Annotated in this window: 15 protein-coding genes; 3 read left to right on the forward strand and 12 right to left on the reverse strand. The window is 71.0% G+C overall.

The genetic code is table 11. The features are described from left to right. Positions 1–11: 11 nt before the first annotated feature. On the forward strand, positions 12–1,307 hold the full coding sequence (locus ACIGYR_RS21930; protein ID WP_400014290.1) for a tyrosine-type recombinase/integrase: 1,296 nt from the start codon (positions 12–14) through the stop codon (positions 1,305–1,307). Between the two features lie 89 nt (positions 1,308–1,396). Here the strand turns inward: ACIGYR_RS21930 and ACIGYR_RS21935 are convergent, their stop codons facing one another. The 3 genes from ACIGYR_RS21935 to ACIGYR_RS21945 all read right to left on the reverse strand — a co-directional run bounded on the left by ACIGYR_RS21935 (position 1,397) and on the right by ACIGYR_RS21945 (position 5,469). After that, positions 1,397–2,767: a peptidase C39 family protein gene (locus ACIGYR_RS21935; protein ID WP_399600639.1), complete on the reverse strand. Its 1,371-nt coding sequence runs from the start codon at positions 2,765–2,767 to the stop codon at positions 1,397–1,399. A 165-nt stretch (positions 2,768–2,932) separates the two neighbouring features. Beyond that, complete coding sequence (locus ACIGYR_RS21940) at positions 2,933–4,459, reverse strand: amino acid permease (protein WP_391844796.1); 1,527 nt, start codon at positions 4,457–4,459, stop codon at positions 2,933–2,935. Positions 4,460–4,512: 53 nt separating this feature from the next. Then, positions 4,513–5,469 carry a hypothetical protein gene (locus ACIGYR_RS21945; RefSeq protein ID WP_399600642.1) on the reverse strand — a complete coding sequence of 319 codons (957 nt, stop codon included), beginning with the start codon at positions 5,467–5,469 and terminating at the stop codon, positions 4,513–4,515. Positions 5,470–5,730: 261 nt separating this feature from the next. Between ACIGYR_RS21945 and ACIGYR_RS21950 the strand changes: the two genes are divergently transcribed. Then, the gene (locus tag ACIGYR_RS21950; RefSeq protein WP_399601342.1) at positions 5,731–6,351 is read left to right on the forward strand and encodes a uridine kinase; all 621 of its coding nucleotides are present in this window, start codon (positions 5,731–5,733) and stop codon (positions 6,349–6,351) included. Between the two features lie 430 nt (positions 6,352–6,781). Further along, positions 6,782–8,653, forward strand: coding sequence for an AAA family ATPase (locus tag ACIGYR_RS21955; protein ID WP_399600644.1), 1,872 nt, complete (start codon positions 6,782–6,784; stop codon positions 8,651–8,653). Between the two features lie 84 nt (positions 8,654–8,737). On the opposite strand, the gene ACIGYR_RS21960 is transcribed toward ACIGYR_RS21955, so the two are convergent. The 9 genes from ACIGYR_RS21960 to ACIGYR_RS22000 form a co-directional block, all read right to left on the reverse strand. After that, positions 8,738–9,811 carry a hemolysin family protein gene (locus ACIGYR_RS21960; RefSeq protein WP_399600647.1) on the reverse strand — a complete coding sequence of 358 codons (1,074 nt, stop codon included), beginning with the start codon at positions 9,809–9,811 and terminating at the stop codon, positions 8,738–8,740. Next, entirely contained in the window at positions 9,808–11,142 is a 1,335-nt protein-coding gene (locus ACIGYR_RS21965) for a hemolysin family protein (protein WP_399600649.1), read from the reverse strand. The genes ACIGYR_RS21960 and ACIGYR_RS21965 overlap by 4 nt, the downstream gene beginning before the upstream one ends. A 164-nt stretch (positions 11,143–11,306) precedes the next feature. Then, entirely contained in the window at positions 11,307–11,768 is a 462-nt protein-coding gene (locus ACIGYR_RS21970) for a PH domain-containing protein (protein ID WP_391844787.1), read from the reverse strand. A 16-nt stretch (positions 11,769–11,784) separates the two neighbouring features. Further along, on the reverse strand, positions 11,785–12,633 hold the full coding sequence (hisG, locus tag ACIGYR_RS21975; protein ID WP_399600652.1) for an ATP phosphoribosyltransferase: 849 nt from the start codon (positions 12,631–12,633) through the stop codon (positions 11,785–11,787). Positions 12,634–12,682: 49 nt separating this feature from the next. Next, the gene (locus ACIGYR_RS21980) at positions 12,683–12,955 is read right to left on the reverse strand and encodes a phosphoribosyl-ATP diphosphatase (protein ID WP_019983911.1); all 273 of its coding nucleotides are present in this window, start codon (positions 12,953–12,955) and stop codon (positions 12,683–12,685) included. 34 nt (positions 12,956–12,989) lie between these two features. After that, positions 12,990–13,475 (reverse strand): 6,7-dimethyl-8-ribityllumazine synthase, encoded by a 486-nt coding sequence (gene ribH / locus ACIGYR_RS21985; RefSeq protein ID WP_391844784.1) that lies wholly within the window; start codon positions 13,473–13,475, stop codon positions 12,990–12,992. A 23-nt stretch (positions 13,476–13,498) separates the two neighbouring features. Continuing rightward, the gene (locus ACIGYR_RS21990; RefSeq protein ID WP_399600656.1) at positions 13,499–14,812 is read right to left on the reverse strand and encodes a bifunctional 3,4-dihydroxy-2-butanone-4-phosphate synthase/GTP cyclohydrolase II; all 1,314 of its coding nucleotides are present in this window, start codon (positions 14,810–14,812) and stop codon (positions 13,499–13,501) included. Then, positions 14,809–15,450 (reverse strand): nicotinamide riboside transporter PnuC, encoded by a 642-nt coding sequence (locus tag ACIGYR_RS21995; RefSeq protein WP_399600659.1) that lies wholly within the window; start codon positions 15,448–15,450, stop codon positions 14,809–14,811. The genes ACIGYR_RS21990 and ACIGYR_RS21995 overlap by 4 nt, the downstream gene beginning before the upstream one ends. Beyond that, on the reverse strand, positions 15,447–16,052 hold the full coding sequence (locus ACIGYR_RS22000) for a riboflavin synthase (RefSeq protein ID WP_399600661.1): 606 nt from the start codon (positions 16,050–16,052) through the stop codon (positions 15,447–15,449). The genes ACIGYR_RS21995 and ACIGYR_RS22000 overlap by 4 nt, the downstream gene beginning before the upstream one ends. Positions 16,053–16,125: the final 73 nt, after the last annotated feature.

Raw genomic sequence — 16,125 nt, forward strand, 5'->3', positions numbered from 1 at the left:
AAGGGGGCCACATGCCCGGGTACATCGAAGACCGGTGGATGACGAAGAAACCGGACCCGGTCACCGGCGAGAAGCGCAGGACGGAACGCTGGGGCAAGGGTCTTAGGTATCGCGTGGCCGGCATCCCCGGCGTGAAGGACCGGTCGTTCAGCAAGCTGCACGGTCCAGAGGGGGCCAACGCGTGGCTGGCGAAAGCCCAGCACGAGTCGTCCTCGGGCGAGTTCGTTGACCCGCGCCGCGGCCAGATGCTGCTGAAGGACTACATCACGGATGAGTGGTGGCCTCGCCGCGACTACGCAAACCCCACCACCGAGCGCACGGTGAAGGGGCGGGTGTGGAACCACATCGTCCCCCACCTGGGCGACTATCAGCTGAACGGGATCAAGACCGCCCAGCTTGCCGACTGGCTGAAGACCCTGAAGGCGACCGTCGGCCCCGGCACGGCGAACGAGGCGTGGGGATACCTGTCCTCCGTCTTTCAGTCGGCGATTGACGACGAGCGCATCACCCGCAACCCCTGCCGCAAGCAGACGACGCTGAGCGTGCCGTCCAAGCCTCCCGTCAAGCCACGCGCCTGGAGCAAGGAACAGGTGCTCGCTGTGCAAGAGGCGATGGATGAACGGTTCCGCCTCTGCGTCGACCTCGGCGTCGGGGCGGGCCTGCGTTCCAGCGAAGTCTTCGGCCTGTCGCTCGCCGACATCGACTTCGACGGCCGGCGCATTCTGGTGCGCCGGCAGGTCAAGAAGGTGGGCGCCAAGCTCGCCTTCGCCCTGCCGAAGGGCGAGAAGACCCGCGAGGTGCCGGTACCCGATTACCTCTTGAAGAGGATCGAGGAAGCCCTGGCGCAGCGGCCTGCGCAGGAGATCACGTTGCCGTGGAAGGACCCGAGGCCGCCTACGACGGAGCGCGAGGAGAAGGAGCGCAAGCCGCAGACGCACGCGCTGATCCTCACGGGCGCCCTCGGCGGTGCCCTCAGACGGGACAGCTTCGACACGCGGGTATGGAAGCCGGCCCTGGCGGGTGCCGGCGTGATTCCGCCGCCGGTGGAGACGAAGCAGCCGATCCGGCACCGGCCGGGAGTGAGCCGGACGGTGCTGAAGTATGTGGAGAGCCGGGAGAACGGCTTCCATGCGCTTCGGCACACGTTCGCGTCGGTACAGCTGGACGCGCGGGAGCCGATCGTGGCAGTCTCGAAGTGGCTGGGCCACGCGGATCCGTCGATCACCCTCCGGATCTACGCGCACATGATGCCCGAGGCGGACGGCCGGGGCCGCTCAGCGATGCAGAACTGGTTCGAGAACTCCTAGAAGTGGATCTCCCCAGACGCTCCCCAGGACGCGTTGATCAAGAGAAATGCCGGGTCTTCCCGCAAGCAGGGAGACCCGGCATTTGTCTGTCAGCGGACGCCTACTGAGGCCAGTGCAGCTCTCTGATGTGGTGAAATGTGGGCGGGGAAGTAGAGGTAGCAGACCCCTCCGGTAGCGGAGGCGACCTTGCCGGAGGCGTTGTACCGCTTGGTCCGGAGCCAGATGTTCTCGAACTCCCGGCGCAGATAGACCCGCCGCACCGCCTCGTCGCCGGGCGAGGCCGGATCGTTGGCGATCACGTCGCCGTCCGCGGTGAAGCCGATCACGGTCATCAGATGCCCGGAGGTGCCGTACCCGGCACCGGTCAGCTCCTCCTTCAGGAAGGACTGGGACGTTATGGCCGGGATGCCGGCCGCGATCAGCGTCTCCAGGTCGGTCAGGGAGGCGAGCCGGGTGACCACGCCCTGCAGGCCCTCGAAGGTGGCGGCGTAGGCCGCGTTGAAGGGCCAGTTGCCGCAGCCCTCGTACTGGTGGTCGTAGGTGAAGCGGGCCGCGTGGTCGACCTGCGGATCGGCGTAGGACGGATCGACCCAGGACAGCTGTTCGCGGGTGAGCCGGCCGCCCCAGTACTCGATGATCATCTGCGAGGAGGTCGGGCTGCACCAGGCCTCGCCACCGCCGTCGTACTCCGGGTACTGGCCCTTGTGGATCTCCTGCGAGTAGCGCGGAACGGCCAGTTCCTGGGCGAGGCCGGGGGCGGAGGCCGGGACGGTGAAGCGGTCGGGGATGTCGGAGCCCATCGCGCCGAGCCGCCAGACGGTCGGCGTGAGGTGCGTGTCCGGCCGGCGGTAGAGGGTGAGGCGCAGGCGGTACGCCGCCAGGCGCAGGCCGGTGCTCGCGTCGTCGACGGCGAAGGTGTCGGTCCAGACGGTGCTCCTGCCGTCGCTCTGACCGTCCACCGAGGTCCGCTTGATGTCCTGGTCACCGGCCGCCCAGCGGCCCAGCACGTACCAGGGCGTGTCGGTGCCGTCGGAGTACGTGCCGTGCAGCTCCACCTGGAGCCAGGTACCGGCGGGGGTGTGCGCGTTCCAGGAGGCGACGACCTCGGTCGCGGGCACGGTGAGGCGGTGCGCCGGGGAGGTCCAGGTGGCGTAGTCCCAGGTGGCGGTGGTGCCGGTGTGCGGGTCGGTGTAGTCGGTACGGCCGGCGGCGGCGCCGATGACGATGCCGGGCCGGCGGCCGGCGACGGCCCGGGCGCCCTGGGCGGTCCCGCCGCGCCAGTCGCGGTACGTGGTCCAGGCGTGGTAGTCGATCGGGCGGGCCTGCGCCCGGCCGGGGACGTCGGCGTCGGCGGCGGGGCGCCGTGCGGCGGCGGCAGCGGGGGCCGCTGCGCCGGTCACCGCCGCGGCGACGGCCACCGCCAGGACGGTTCTGCGGGACGGCTGTTCGGCTCTGCTCATGGGCGCGATGACCCCCAGGGTGTCCGAGTCGGGCTGGTCCGGTGCACGTTGTGCGCCAACTATGGAGCAGGCCGGACCCCCCTGCCAGCACTTCGGCGCATGCCACGCCAGGATTATTGGTCTTGGCCACTGGCAGGGGGACGGCCGCCCGGTCGGACGGCCCGGTCAGACCAGATCCATCGCCGCGACCTCGTCGGGGCGGCCGTAGCTGACCGGGCCCTGGAAGCGGCGGCGGGCGGTGGCGAACCACCACACCGTGGCCACCAGCAGGACGACGGCGAGGGCGATCGGCGCGTAGTTGAAGGAGTCGACGGTGATCGGCGAAGCCTGCGGCAGCATGAACAGCACACTGCTGAGCAGGATCCAGATCACCGCCAGCCAGCCGATGGGCCTGCCCCAGCGGCCCAGGTGCCAGGGGCCGGGCTGGAACGCGTCACCGAGCCGCAGCCGCAGGAAGATCGGCACGGCGTAGGCGAGGAAGAGCCCGACCACGTTGACGCTGACGATGGCGGTGAACGCCGTGTGCGACCACCAGCCCGGCACCACCAGAGCCAGCGAGCAGGCGACCGCGAGCCACACCGCCTTCACCGGTGTACGGGTGCGCAGCGAGACCGAGTGCCACCAGCGGGAGCCGGGCATGGCGCCGTCCCTGGAGAAGGCGAAGATCTGGCGGGTGTTGCTGGTGAGGTTGGCGAGACCGCAGAAGAGCATCGCGCCGATGACGATGAGGAGCATCACCTTGGCCGTGCGCAGGCCGAGGCCGTCGATGAGGATCTGGACGGGCGGCGCGGCGGCGCCGGACACCTTGGCGTAGTCGCCAATGCTATAGACCAATGCGAGCATCAGGATCAGGCCGGTGATCGCCGAATAGCCGATGGCTCGGGTGATGCCCTTCGGTGCGCTGACCGTGGCTCGGACCGTTTCCTCGGACATGTGGAAGCTGCCGTCGAAGCCCGTGAAGGTCCAGCTCGTGACCAGCAGGCCGAGCATGCCGCCGTAAAGCCCGTTCGTGAAACCGGTGTTGTTCTCGAAATGCGTGACGAAGGACGCCGACTGATGCTGGTCCGGCATCACGATGAGTGCGCCCACGATCACGACGAGTCCGACCAGCAGCCACCACACGGAAATGCGGTTCAGGAGGGCGACGAGCTGGACGGTGTAGGTGTTGGCGAGGCCCTGCAGGACGATGACCAGGGCCGTGATCAGCACCGTCTGGTGCGTGGTCGGCTGGTACGAGGGCCACTGCAACTGCACGAACACCTGGATGAAGGTGGCGGCGGCGTATCCGGTGGCGGCGGTGCCCCCGATCTGGCCCACGAAGTTCAGCCAGCCCGTGAACCAGGACCAGGCGCCCTTGTGCCGCTTGGCGAGTTTACCCGCGGAGAAGTACAGCGCACCGCTCGTCGGAAAGGCCGAGGCGACTTCCGCCATGGCGGCACCGATGAGGAGAACCATCACCGATACACCGATCCAGCCGAACACGAGAATGCGCGGGCCGCCCGCGTTCAAACCGAATCCGAAGGACGAGAAAATACCCGAGAGGATATTGATGATGGTGAAGGAGATCGCGAAATTGTCGAACGCGTGGAAGCGCCGGGTGAGTTTTCGCGGATAACCCATCGCGTGCAGGGTGGCGTCGTCGTCGAGCACGACGGTGTCCGCGGCCCGGGTCCACGCCCGGGGAGTCGACATCCGTTCCGACACAGATCGGCCTTTCTCTCGAGGGGCAGGGGGGACGAGCGGGGTCAGCCGGGCCCCGGGACGGGCAGGCCGCAGGCGCGCCGGGCCCGGGAGAGCTGCTCGGCGGGGTCGCCGAAGGCGCTCCAGGGCATGCGCGAGGCGTACGGGCCCATCACCGTGAGAACCGCCCGGGCCTCGAACTCGCGCTGGGCCATGACCAGCGCGTGCGCGAGGTAGGCCAGGTCGAGCACCGGCGTGAAGCGGTAACCGGCCACCGCCGGCAGCCAGTTCTGGTAGATCGAGAGCGCGGTGGAGCGCCACTGGGGCTGCTCCCAGACCTGGTCGGCGAGCAGCTGGGTGGGGTTGTAGCTCTCCACCAGGGCCACCAGGGGCAGCAGCCGCAGAGCGGAGTCGCCGGGCGCCCGCTGGCTGAGGAAGGCGGCCACGTCCCAGGCCGCGGTGACCGAGCCGCCGTACCGCGTGAAGAAGCAGGACAGGAAGCGGTGGTGGGCCTCGCGGTGCCAGGGGTCCAGGGAGAGGATGTGGGCGAACAGCCGCCAGGGGCCGGGCGGTGCGGTGAGCAGTCCCTGCGGGGCCGGGTCGCGCAGCCGGTGCAGCCGGGCCATGGCGAGCCGGGCGACCCAGGGAGTGGGGTCGGCGGGGGCCGCGTCGGCGGCCCGGTCGCAGGCGGCCAGCGCGATCCGTTCCAGCGCCTGCGCTCTCTCGTCGCGCGCGTCGGCGGCCCGCAGGGCGCGCTGTACCGCGACCCGGGCCCACATCAGCGCGGCCTCGGGTGTGGGCTCCTCGTCGAGCCAGCGTTCCACCAGGTCGGTGCCGGCCGCCTCGGAGGCGAGGACCAGCGAGCGGTGGGCGCGCAGCGCGAAGTCGGCGCGGGTCTCGGCCAGCGCCTCATGGGCGTATCGGTAGCGTCCGGCGCGCACATCGACGCATACGCTCGCCAGGGTGCGGTCGTCGGCCGCCGGATGCCACACGTAGTGCCCCTCGAATAACTCCGCGGCCATGTCCCCCTGCCAGTTCCCATGCGACGCATCACGTTGCGCAGGAGGCACCTTACTCAGCGTGGAGCACACCCGGAACGCCGAATTCGACATTTCGGTCAGAGGATTCGGAATGTTTATCGATGCCCTTGACTGGCCGCCGGCCGGTGATTCAAAACGCGACTTTCCCGGCCGCCGGGACGCCCACCGGTCCAGCCACTATGGGCCACTACTAGACTGTTTCGCGGAAAACCCCCCACACCGCATCACACCTCGGGAATCGCCATTCACGACCTCGCCGCCCGGCTGCGCGGGCTCCCCCCTTCGCTGGGACCGGTCCGGCTGATCGGCGTCGACGGGCACGCGGGATCCGGGAAGTCCACCTTCGCCGGAGGACTGGCGCGGGCGCTGGGCGGGGCTCCGGTGCTCCACCTCGACGACATCGCCAGCCATGCACAGCTCTTCGCCTGGACCGGGCGGCTCATGACCGAGGTGATCGAACCGCTGGCGCGCGGCGAGGAGGCGCGCTTCACCCCCTATGACTGGCGGGCCCGCGCCTTCGGCGCCCCGCGCCCGCTGCCGGCCGCACCCGTCGTCCTGATCGAGGGCGTCGGCGCCGGCCGCCGTGCGCTGCGGCCGTATCTGGCCGGGCTGCTGTGGATGGAGTTGTCCCAGGAGGAGTCCTGGGCGCGCGGCCGGCTGCGGGACGGGGCGGAGCAGCGGGAGTTCTGGGACGGCTGGGTCGCGGCGGAGCGCGCGCACTTCGCCGCCGACCCCTCGCGCCCCCACGCCGATCTCCTGGTGTTGCAGCGACAGGAGGGGTACGAGGTGCTGCCGGGACCGCGGGTGATCGCCGGCGCCGGGCCGGATATGACGCTGAGTGATGGGCCATCCGCGATGTGGTGAAGTTGTGAAGAGCCTTGCGGGGCAACTTCTCCGAGAGCTCAACTGTGCTTGACCCGGGGGCCGTACAGGACTTACGTTCTCAATGTGCGGCTTTCGGAGTCGCCCACCGACACGAAGCCCCCGGTTGTTCCCCCGTGACCGGGGGCTTCGTTCTGCCCGCAGGACCGGATTCCCGGGCGCTGCGCGCACCGGCCCTCTCACCCTGGGTCACGAAACGCCGTGCGCCCCGTCTGCTCCCACCTCGCCGAACGCCCTGTGCGGCACCCTTCGGCGCGCGCGGGTACCGCGGGTACGATGCCCTCGGTGCGGCCTTCGGGCGGCTGCCCCGCGCACCGGCAACTCCGGTCCGCGGCACAGCGGTTCGACCGCGGCGACCATCGGGCGACTGCCCGGCGGTGAACCACGGGGGCACGGTCTGTGGGGGGACGTGATGGACTTCGGCACGCAGGGCCCCGAGGCCCCGGCCGACCTCGCCTGGCTGCGAGGTGTGGACGCCTACACGATGGGCGCCTACCCGCAGGCGGAGGAGGAGTTCCGCACCGCGGTGCGGATGGACCCGGGCATGGCGGACGGCTGGCTCGGGCTGCACGCGCTGCGGGTCGACACGACCACCGCGCTGCTGCGGATGTTCCGGCACCGCGACCGGTTCGGCGAACAGCGCGCCCGGCACCGCCGTGCCCTCAACTCCTGGTACTGGCTGGGCTGGTGGGTGCAGCCGGTGCTGGAGAGTCCGCGTGATCTGCTGCTGGCGCACGCCTCCCACTGGCTGGACGGCCGGCATGTGCCCGAGCTGGACCGCGCCCTCGCCGGGCTGCCACCGGTCGACGCCGACGCCCAGGTCCGCTTCCTGCACGCCTGCCGCGCCTATCTGGTCAAGGACTGGGAGCAGCTGGTCCGGCACACCGACCCGCTGCTGGACGACCCCATGCTCGGCATCGAGGCCGGCCTGTTCGGGGGCATGGCCCGGGTCCGGCTGGAGATGTACGGCCACGCCGAACCGCTGCTCTCGGCGGCGCTGATGCGGTGCCGCAGCGAACAGCCGCAGCGCAAGGAGCTGCGGTACTGGCTGGCCCGGGCCCATGAGGGCACCGGCCGCAGCGCCGCGGCACTCCCCCTGTACCGGGCGGTGCACCGGGTCGACCCGGCCTTCATGGACACCTCCGCCCGGCTCGCCGCGATCGCCGAGGGCGACGGGTACGACGACGCGGCCGATTTCGTCGCGATCACCCTGACCGGCGCCGGACAGGACACGGTGGACGGCGCGGACCTGTTCGATCCGCTGTTCGGGGTGGAGGGCCGCGATCTGCGGCTGCCGGAGCCCGACCTGCCGACCGGGCCGCTGCCGTCGGTGACCGATCCGTCGGTGCGGAGGAAGACGGGGGTCGCCGGGGTGTCCGCCGCGCCGATCCCGGCCGGGCCGACCGATCCCGGCCTACTTGAGGAGGCGCTCGCCGAACTGGAGCGCATGGTCGGGCTCGAACCGGTGAAACGCCAGGTCAAGGCGTTGTCCGCGCAGCTCAACATGGCGCGGTTGCGGGCCGGTCAGGGGCTGCCGGTGCAGCCGCCCAAGCGGCACTTCGTCTTCTCCGGCCCGTCCGGCACGGGCAAGACCACGGTCGCGCGCATCCTGGGCCGGGTGTTCTACGCCCTGGGCCTGCTCGGCGGCGACCACCTCGTGGAGGCCCAGCGGGCCGACCTGGTCGGCGAGTACCTCGGGCAGACGGCCGTGAAGGCCAACGAGCTGATCGACTCCGCGATCGGCGGGGTGCTGTTCGTGGACGAGGCGTACTCGCTGTCCAACTCCGGGTACGGCAAGGGGGACGCGTACGGCGACGAGGCGCTGCAGGTGCTGCTGAAGCGGGCCGAGGACAACCGGGACCACCTGGTGGTGATCCTGGCCGGCTACCCCGAGGGCATGGACCGCCTGCTCGCCGCCAACCCCGGCCTGTCGTCCCGCTTCACCACCCGGGTGGACTTCCCGTCGTACCGGCCGCCGGAACTCACCGAGATCGGGAAGGTCCTCGCGGCGGAGAACGGCGACCTGTGGGACGAGGAGTCGCTGGAGGAGCTGCGTTCCATCGCCGGGCACGTGGTCGATCAGGGGTGGATCGACGAGCTGGGCAACGGGCGCTTCCTGCGGACGCTGTACGAGAAGAGCTGCGCGTACCGGGATCTGCGGTTGTCGACGTACGCCGGGTCGCTCTCCCGGGAGGACCTGGCGACGCTGCGGCTGCCCGACCTGATGCAGGCGTACGGGGAGGTGCTGTCGGGGCGGGGGCCGCACGATCCCCCGGGTATGTGAGGCGCCCCGGTGGGTCGCCGGGGAACCGCGCGAGCCACCCACCAACCGGCCGGCAGCCGCACAGCTCCCCGTCACCACCCCGGGTCAGCCGGCGAGTGCTCCCTCCGGCTCCCCGCTCACCCTCGGCTCCGGCATGTCCCGGTGTGCCGGGTCCCGGACCTCACCCACCAGCATCTCCAGGACGTCCTCCAGGGCCACCAGACCCAGCACCCTGCCCGTCGCGTCCGCCACCTGGGCCAGGTGCGTGGCCGCCCGGCGCATCACGGTGAGGGCGTCGTCGAGCGGCAGCTCGGCGCGCAGCGTGGCCATGGGGCGCCAGACGTGCTGCGGGACGGCCCGGGCGGAGTCCTCCAGGTCGAGGACGTCCTTGACGTGCACGTACCCCATGAAGGGGCCCTTCTCGCCGGCGGCCACCGGGAAGCGGGAGTAGCCCGTGCGGGCCGTCAGCTCGACGATCTGTCCCGGGGTGACCGACGGGGTCACCGTGACCAGGGACTCGCGGCGCAGCAGAACGTCCGTCACCGGGCGGGAGCCCAGTTCCAGCGCGTCCTCCAGGCGCTCCCGCTCCTCGGGACCGAGCAGGCCCGCCTGGCCGGAGTCCTCCAGCAGCCGGTTGAGCTGCTCGGTGGTGACGACCGCCTCCACCTCGTCCTTCGGCTCGACCCGGAACAGCCGCAGGACGGCCCGGGCGCAGGCCCCGAGGGACACGGTGATCGGCCTGCAGAGGCGGGCGAAGTACACCAGGCCGGGGCTGAGCCAGAGCGCCGCCTTCTCGGGCGCCGCCATGGCCAGGTTCTTCGGCACCATCTCGCCGATGACCAGGTGGAAGAAGACCACCGCGGCCAGGGCGATGACGTAGCCGAGGGGGTGGATCACGCCGTCCGGGAGGTGAATCCACTCGAACAGCGGCTCCAGCAGGTGCGCCACCGTCGGCTCGGCGACCGCGCCGAGCGTCAGGGAGCAGACGGTGATCCCGAACTGGGCGGCGGCCATCATCTGCGGCAGGCGTTCGAGGCCGTACAGCACCTGGCGGGCCCGGGCCGTGCCGAGCGGTTCGATCTGGCTGCGGCGGACGGAGACGAGCGCGAACTCGGCGCCGACGAAGAAGCCGTTGGCGAGCACGAGCAGCGCGGCGAAGACCAGTTGCAGGGCGCTCATCGGGCCGCCTCCAACACACCGGCCGCGGGGACCGTCCTGACCAGGCGGACCCGTTCGGCGCGGTAGTGGCCGACCTGGCGGACCGAGAGCCGCCAGCCGGGCAGTTCGGCCCGGTCACCGGGGGCCGGGATCCGGCCGAGCAGATCGGCGACCAGCCCGGCGACGGTCTCGTACGGTCCCTCGGGCACGTCCAGACCTATGCGCTGGAGGATGTCGACGCGGCAGCTGCCGTCCGCGTCCCAGGCGGGCCTGCCGTCCTCGGGCGGAGCGGGGGCCAGCTCGGGCATGTCCTTGGCGTCGTGCTCGTCGCGGACCTCGCCGACCAGTTCCTCGACGATGTCCTCCAGGGTGACCACACCGGCCGTGCCGCCGTACTCGTCCACGACGACCGCGATGGGCTGCTCGCTGCGCAGCCGGGCGAGCAGCGGCTGGACCGGCAGGGTCTCGGGGACCAGGAGCGCCTTGCGGGCGATACGGCCGACCGGCGTACGCAGCCGGTCGTGGACCGGGATGGCCAGCGCGTCCTTGAGGTGGGCCATGCCGACGATCTCGTCGATCTTCTCCCGGTAGACGGGGAAGCGGGACAGGCCGGTGGCCCGGGTGAGGTTGACGACGTCCTCGGCGGTGGCCGAGTCCTGCAGCGCGCTCACCCTCACGCGGGGGGTCATGACGTGCTGCGCGGTCAGCTCGCCCAGGGACAGGGTGCGGACGAACAGGTCGGCCGTGTCCTGCTCCAGGGCGCCGGCCTGGGCGGAGTGCCGGGCCAGTGAGACGAGCTCACCGGGGGTGCGGGCGGAGGCCAGCTCCTCGGCGGGCTCGACGCCGAGGGCGCGGACCAGCCGGTTGGCGACCGTGTTCAGCGCGGAGATCACCGGGCGGAACAGACGGGCGAAGCGGTGCTGGGGGCCGGCGACGAAGCGCGCGACCTGGAGCGGCCGGGACACCGCCCAGTTCTTGGGTACGAGTTCGCCGATCACCATCTGGATCGCGGAGGCCAGCAGCATGCCGACGACCACGGCGATGCCGGAGGCGGCTCCCTTGGGGAAGCCGAGCGCGGCGAAGGGGCCGCGCAGCAGCCCGGCCAGGGCCGGCTCGGCGAGCATGCCGACGACCAGGGAGGTGATGGTGATGCCGAGCTGGGTGCCGGAGAGCTGGAAGGACAGCTCTTTCAGCGACTCCACGACCGTACGGGCGCGGGCGTCGCCGTCCGCGGCGGCCTTCTCGGCGTCCGGGCGCTCGACCGTCACCAGGCCGAACTCGGCCGCCACGAAGAAGCCGTTGGCGAGGATCAACAGGAACGCCGCTCCGAGGAGCAGCAGGGAGATGGTCACGCTGCCACCGCCTTCCCGCTGTGTCGGGCAGGGGTGGCGCAGGTACTACAGGACGATCCGTCCATCGCCGGGGGGAGTCACTCCTCGGGTAGCAGGAGCCCCCGTGCACCGGGCGGCGCGCAGGGGCGGAGGCGCAGCGAGACGGCCTCCGCCCACCAGATTAATCAAGATCTGGGTTCGTGCGGCAGGCCGGAGGGGCCCGAGTGGGCCTCGGCGAGGGCGCGCAGGGTCTTGGCGTCGGCGATGGCCCGCTGCTTGGCGACGCCCGGCTGGATGCCGAGCGCGGGCAGGCTGGTGCCGTCGCTGAGGTCGAGGAAGACCCAGGGGTCGCCCGGCCGGAGGTTCACCCGCAGGATCTCCGCCCAGGCCAGGCGGCGCCTGCTGACGATGTTGACCACGGTGACACCGGAGTCGTCGGCGACCACCTTCACCCGGGCCAGCTGGGCCAGGACCCAGAAGATGAGCGCACCGGTGATGATGAAGGTGAGCCGGTCGCCCGGTCCGAGGTGCTCCAGCGACATCGCGATGCCGCTCATCACCAGGAACATCACGACACCGGCGGTGAGCAGGATCACCCGGGTGCGGCCCGGCCGGAAGGTGGCGGGCAGGGTGGGCAGGTCGGACATCGGTGGGCGTACCCCTCTACAGGCGGCAGGCGTGGATGGCCGTGGTCAGGATGGCGCGGGCGCCGATGCCGTAGAGGTCGTCCATGATCCGCTGGGCCTCCTTGGCGGGGACCATGGCGCGGACCGCGACCCAGCCCTCGTTGTGCAGCGGGGAGACGGTCGGGGACTCCAGGCCGGGGGTGAGGGCGACGGCCTTCTCCAGCTGCTCGACCCGGCAGTCGTAGTCCATCATCACGTACGTCCGGGCGACCAGGACGCCCTGGAGGCGGCGCAGGAACTGCTGGACCTTCGGTTCCTCGGCGTCGGCACCGGTACGGCGGACGACGATCGCCTCGGACTTCATGATCGGCTCGCCGAAGACCTCCAGGCCCGCGTTGCGCAGGCTGGTGCCGGTCTCGACGACGTCCGCGATGACCTCGGCGACGCCCAGCTCGATCGCGGTCTCGACGGCGCCGTCCAGGTGGACGACGGAGGCGTCGACGCCGCTGTCGGTGAGGTGCTTCGCGACGATCCCCTCGTAGGAGGTGGCGACCGTGCGGCCCTTGAGGTCCTCGATGCCGTCGGCCGTGCCCGGCTTGGCGGCGAAGCGGAAGGTGGAGCGGGCGAAGCCGAGCGGCAGGATCTCCTCGGCCTGGGCGCCGGAGTCGATCAGTAGGTCACGGCCGGTGATGCCGATGTCGAGGCGGCCGGAGGAGACGTAGATCGCGATGTCGCGGGGGCGGAGGTAGAAGAACTCGACCTCGTTCTCCGGGTCGACGATGCGCAGTTCCTTGGACTCGCGGCGCTGCTGGTAGCCGGCCTCATGCAGCATCTCCGCCGCAGGGCCGGACAGGGAACCCTTGTTGGGGACGGCGATGCGCAGCATGGGGTCGGCTTCCTTCGCGTTGGGCGGTGTGGGTGCGGGCCGGCGGTCTTCACAGGTGGGCGTAGACGTCGTCCAGGGAGATCCCGCGGGCGACCATCATCACCTGGACGTGGTACAGCAGCTGCGAGATCTCCTCGGCAGCCGCCTCCTTGCCCTCGTACTCGGCGGCCATCCAGACCTCGGCGGCCTCTTCGACGACCTTCTTGCCGATGGCATGAACGCCCTTGCCGACCAGCTCTGCGGTACGGGAGGTGGCGGGATCGCCCTGGGCGGCCTTGTGCTGGAGCTCGGTGAAGAGCTCCTCGAACGTCTTCTTGGACATGGTGAGCCCCACCCTAGCCGTTGTGGTGGCCGACCTAGTGCCAAGGTTCGGATACTGAGCGCAGCGTGGCCGCGGTCGCCACTGCCGCCGTCACCGCCTCGTGGCCCTTGTCCTCGTTCGAGCCCTCCAGTCCGGCCCGGTCCAGGGCCTGCTCCTCGGTGTCGCAGGTGAGGACGCCGAAACCGACGGGGACGCCGGTCTCGACGGAGACCTGGGTGAGGCCCTGGGTGACGCCCTGGCACACGTAGTCGAAGTGGGGGGTGCCGCCCCGGATGACGACGCCGAGGGCGACCACGGCGTCGTAGCCGCGGCCCGCGAGGACCTTGGCCGCGACCGGCAGTTCGAAGCTGCCGGGGACCCGGATCAGCGTGGGCTCGTCGATGCCCAGTTCGTGCAGGGCGCGCAGGGCGCCGTTCACCAGACCGTCCATCACCTTGTCGTGCCACTGCGCCGCGATGACGGCGACCCTGAGGTCGCTCACATTGCGTACGGACAGCTCCGGTGCACCCTTGCCGCTCACGTCTCTCCTCAGTGCCTTCTTGCTTACTGGTTGCCACAGGTGGCCGCGGACGCGGCCGTGGGGGCCGACACGGCGGGCGTGTCGAGCCAGGGCAGGTCGTGCCCCATCCGGTCCCGCTTGGTGCGCAGGTAGCGGAGGTTGTGCTCGCCGGCCTGGACGGGCATCGGCTCACGGCCGGTGACCTTCAGGCCGTGCCGCAGCAGGGCGTCGCTCTTGTCGGGGTTGTTGGTCATCAGCCGGACACCGCGCACGCCGAGATCGGCGAGGATCTGGGCGCCGGCGGCGTAGTCGCGGGCGTCGGCGGGCAGGCCGAGTTCGAGGTTGGCGTCCAGGGTGTCGTGGCCCTGCTCCTGGAGCTCGTAGGCCCGCAGCTTGGACAGCAGGCCGATGCCGCGCCCCTCGTGTCCGCGCAGGTAGACGACGACACCCCGGCCCTCGGTCTGGATGCGTTCCAGGGCGGTGTCCAGCTGGGGGCCGCAGTCGCAGCGCAGGGAGCCGAAGACGTCGCCGGTGAGGCATTCGGAGTGGACGCGGACCAGGACGTCCTCGCCGTCGCCGATCTCGCCGTGGACGAGGGCGACGTGCTCGACGCCGTCGAGGGTGGACCGGTAGCCGTACGCGGTGAAGGTGCCGTGCCGGGTGGGCAGGCGGGTCTCGGCCTCGCGGCGCACGGTGGGCTCGCTGCCGCGGCGGTAGGCGATCAGGTCCTCGATGGAGATGATCGTCAGGCCGTGCTTGCGGGCGAACGGGATCAGCTCGGGCAGGCGGAGCATGCGGCCGTCCTCGCCGGCGATCTCCACGATGGCGCCGGCCGGGCGCAGGCCCGCGAGCCGGGCGAGGTCGACGGCGGCCTCGGTGTGGCCGTTGCGGACGAGGACACCGCCGGGCCTGGCGCGCAGCGGGAAGACATGGCCGGGGCGGACGAGATCGGTGGGCTCGGCGGTACCACTCGCCAGCAGCTGGAGGGTGGTGGCGCGGTCGGCGGCCGAGATGCCGGTGCTCACGCCGTGGGCGGCGGAGGCGTCGACGGAGACGGTGAACGCGGTCTTCATCGACTCGGTGTTGTCCTCGACCATCTGCGGCAGCCGCAGCCGGTCCAGCTCGTCGCCCTCCATGGGGGCGCAGATCAGGCCCCGGCACTCACTCATCATGAAGGCGACGATCTCGGGGGTCGCCTTCTCGGCGGCGATGACGAGGTCGCCCTCGTTCTCCCGGTCCTCGTCGTCGACGACGACCACGGGGCGGCCCGCGGCGATGTCGGCGATGGCCCGCTCGACGGGGTCGAGCGTGAAGTGCTCGATGCCGTCGGTCTCGTACAGCAGCGGTGCCGAGGTCATGCCGGCGCTCCTTCCAGTGCGGGCTGCGGGCCCCTGCGGGAGCGCAGCCACCAGTCGCGCATGCCCCACAGGACGAGTGCGCCGTAGATGACGTAGACGAAGCCGGAGAAGGCGTAGCCGTTGGCGAAGTTGAGGGGCACGCCGACGAGGTCGACGAGCAGCCAGGCGAACCAGAACTCGACCATGCCCTTGGCCTGGGCGTACATCGCGACGATGGTGCCGACGAAGATGTAGGCGTCCGGCCAGGGGTCCCAGGAGAGCTTCGGGTAGGCCGTGAAGAGCAGGGCGACGGCGACCGTGCCGGCCGCGGCGGCGACGACCATGGCGCCGCGCTCGCGCCAGGTGGCGAACCGAGGCGCGATGTGGCCGTCCGCGCCCTTGTCCCGGCCGCGGTTCCACTGCCAGAAGCCGTAGCCGGCGACCGCCATGACCACGGCCTGCTTGCCGGCGCTGCCGGTCAGGTGGCCGTAGAAGGCCGCGAAGAGGATCAGGCCGGAGGCGAACTGCACCGGCCAGGTCCACAGGGAGCGGCGCCAGCCGAGGGCGAGGCCGACGAGACCGAGGATGTTGCCGATCATGTCGGACCACAGGATGTGCTGCCCGAACAGGGTGAATGCCTCGGTGTTGAGCGAGTTCACCGGCCTGCCCCCTGTCCGGCCGCGAGCAGGCGCTCCACGTACTTGGCGATGACGTCCACTTCGAGGTTGACCGGGTCGCCGGGCTGCTTCACGCCGAGCGTGGTCAGGGCGAGGGTGGTCGGGATGAGGCTGACGGTGAAGTGGTCGGGGCCGGCGTCCACGACGGTGAGGCTGATGCCGTCGACGGTGATGGACCCCTTCTCCACGACGTAGCGGGTCAGGGCCGCGGGGAGGGAGATCTTCACGATCTCCCAGTTCTCGGAGGGGTTGCGCGCCAGGATCTCGCCGGTGCCGTCCACGTGCCCCTGCACGATGTGGCCGCCCAGGCGGGCGCCGACGGCGGTGGGGCGTTCCAGGTTGACGCGGGAGCCGACGGTGAGGGCACCCAGGCTGGAGCGGTTCAGGGTCTCGGCCATGACGTCGGCGGTGAACTCGTCGCCCTCGTGCTCGACGACGGTGAGACAGACCCCGTTCACGGCGATGGAGTCGCCGTGCTGCGCGCCCTCGGTCACGACGGGGCCGCGGAGCCGGAAGCGGGAGGCGTCGCCGAGGTTCTCGACGGCGGTGACCTCACCCAGCTCTTCGACGATTCCGGTGAACACTTCCCGGGTCCTCCTGCCTCTTCGGGCACGGACTCCGGGGCCTGTCGATGACGACAGAGTCACGGGTGAGCAC

It is taken from the genome of Streptomyces sp. NPDC053076 (genome assembly GCF_044546845.1).
Taxonomy (GTDB): Bacteria; Actinomycetota; Actinomycetes; order Streptomycetales; family Streptomycetaceae; genus Streptomyces.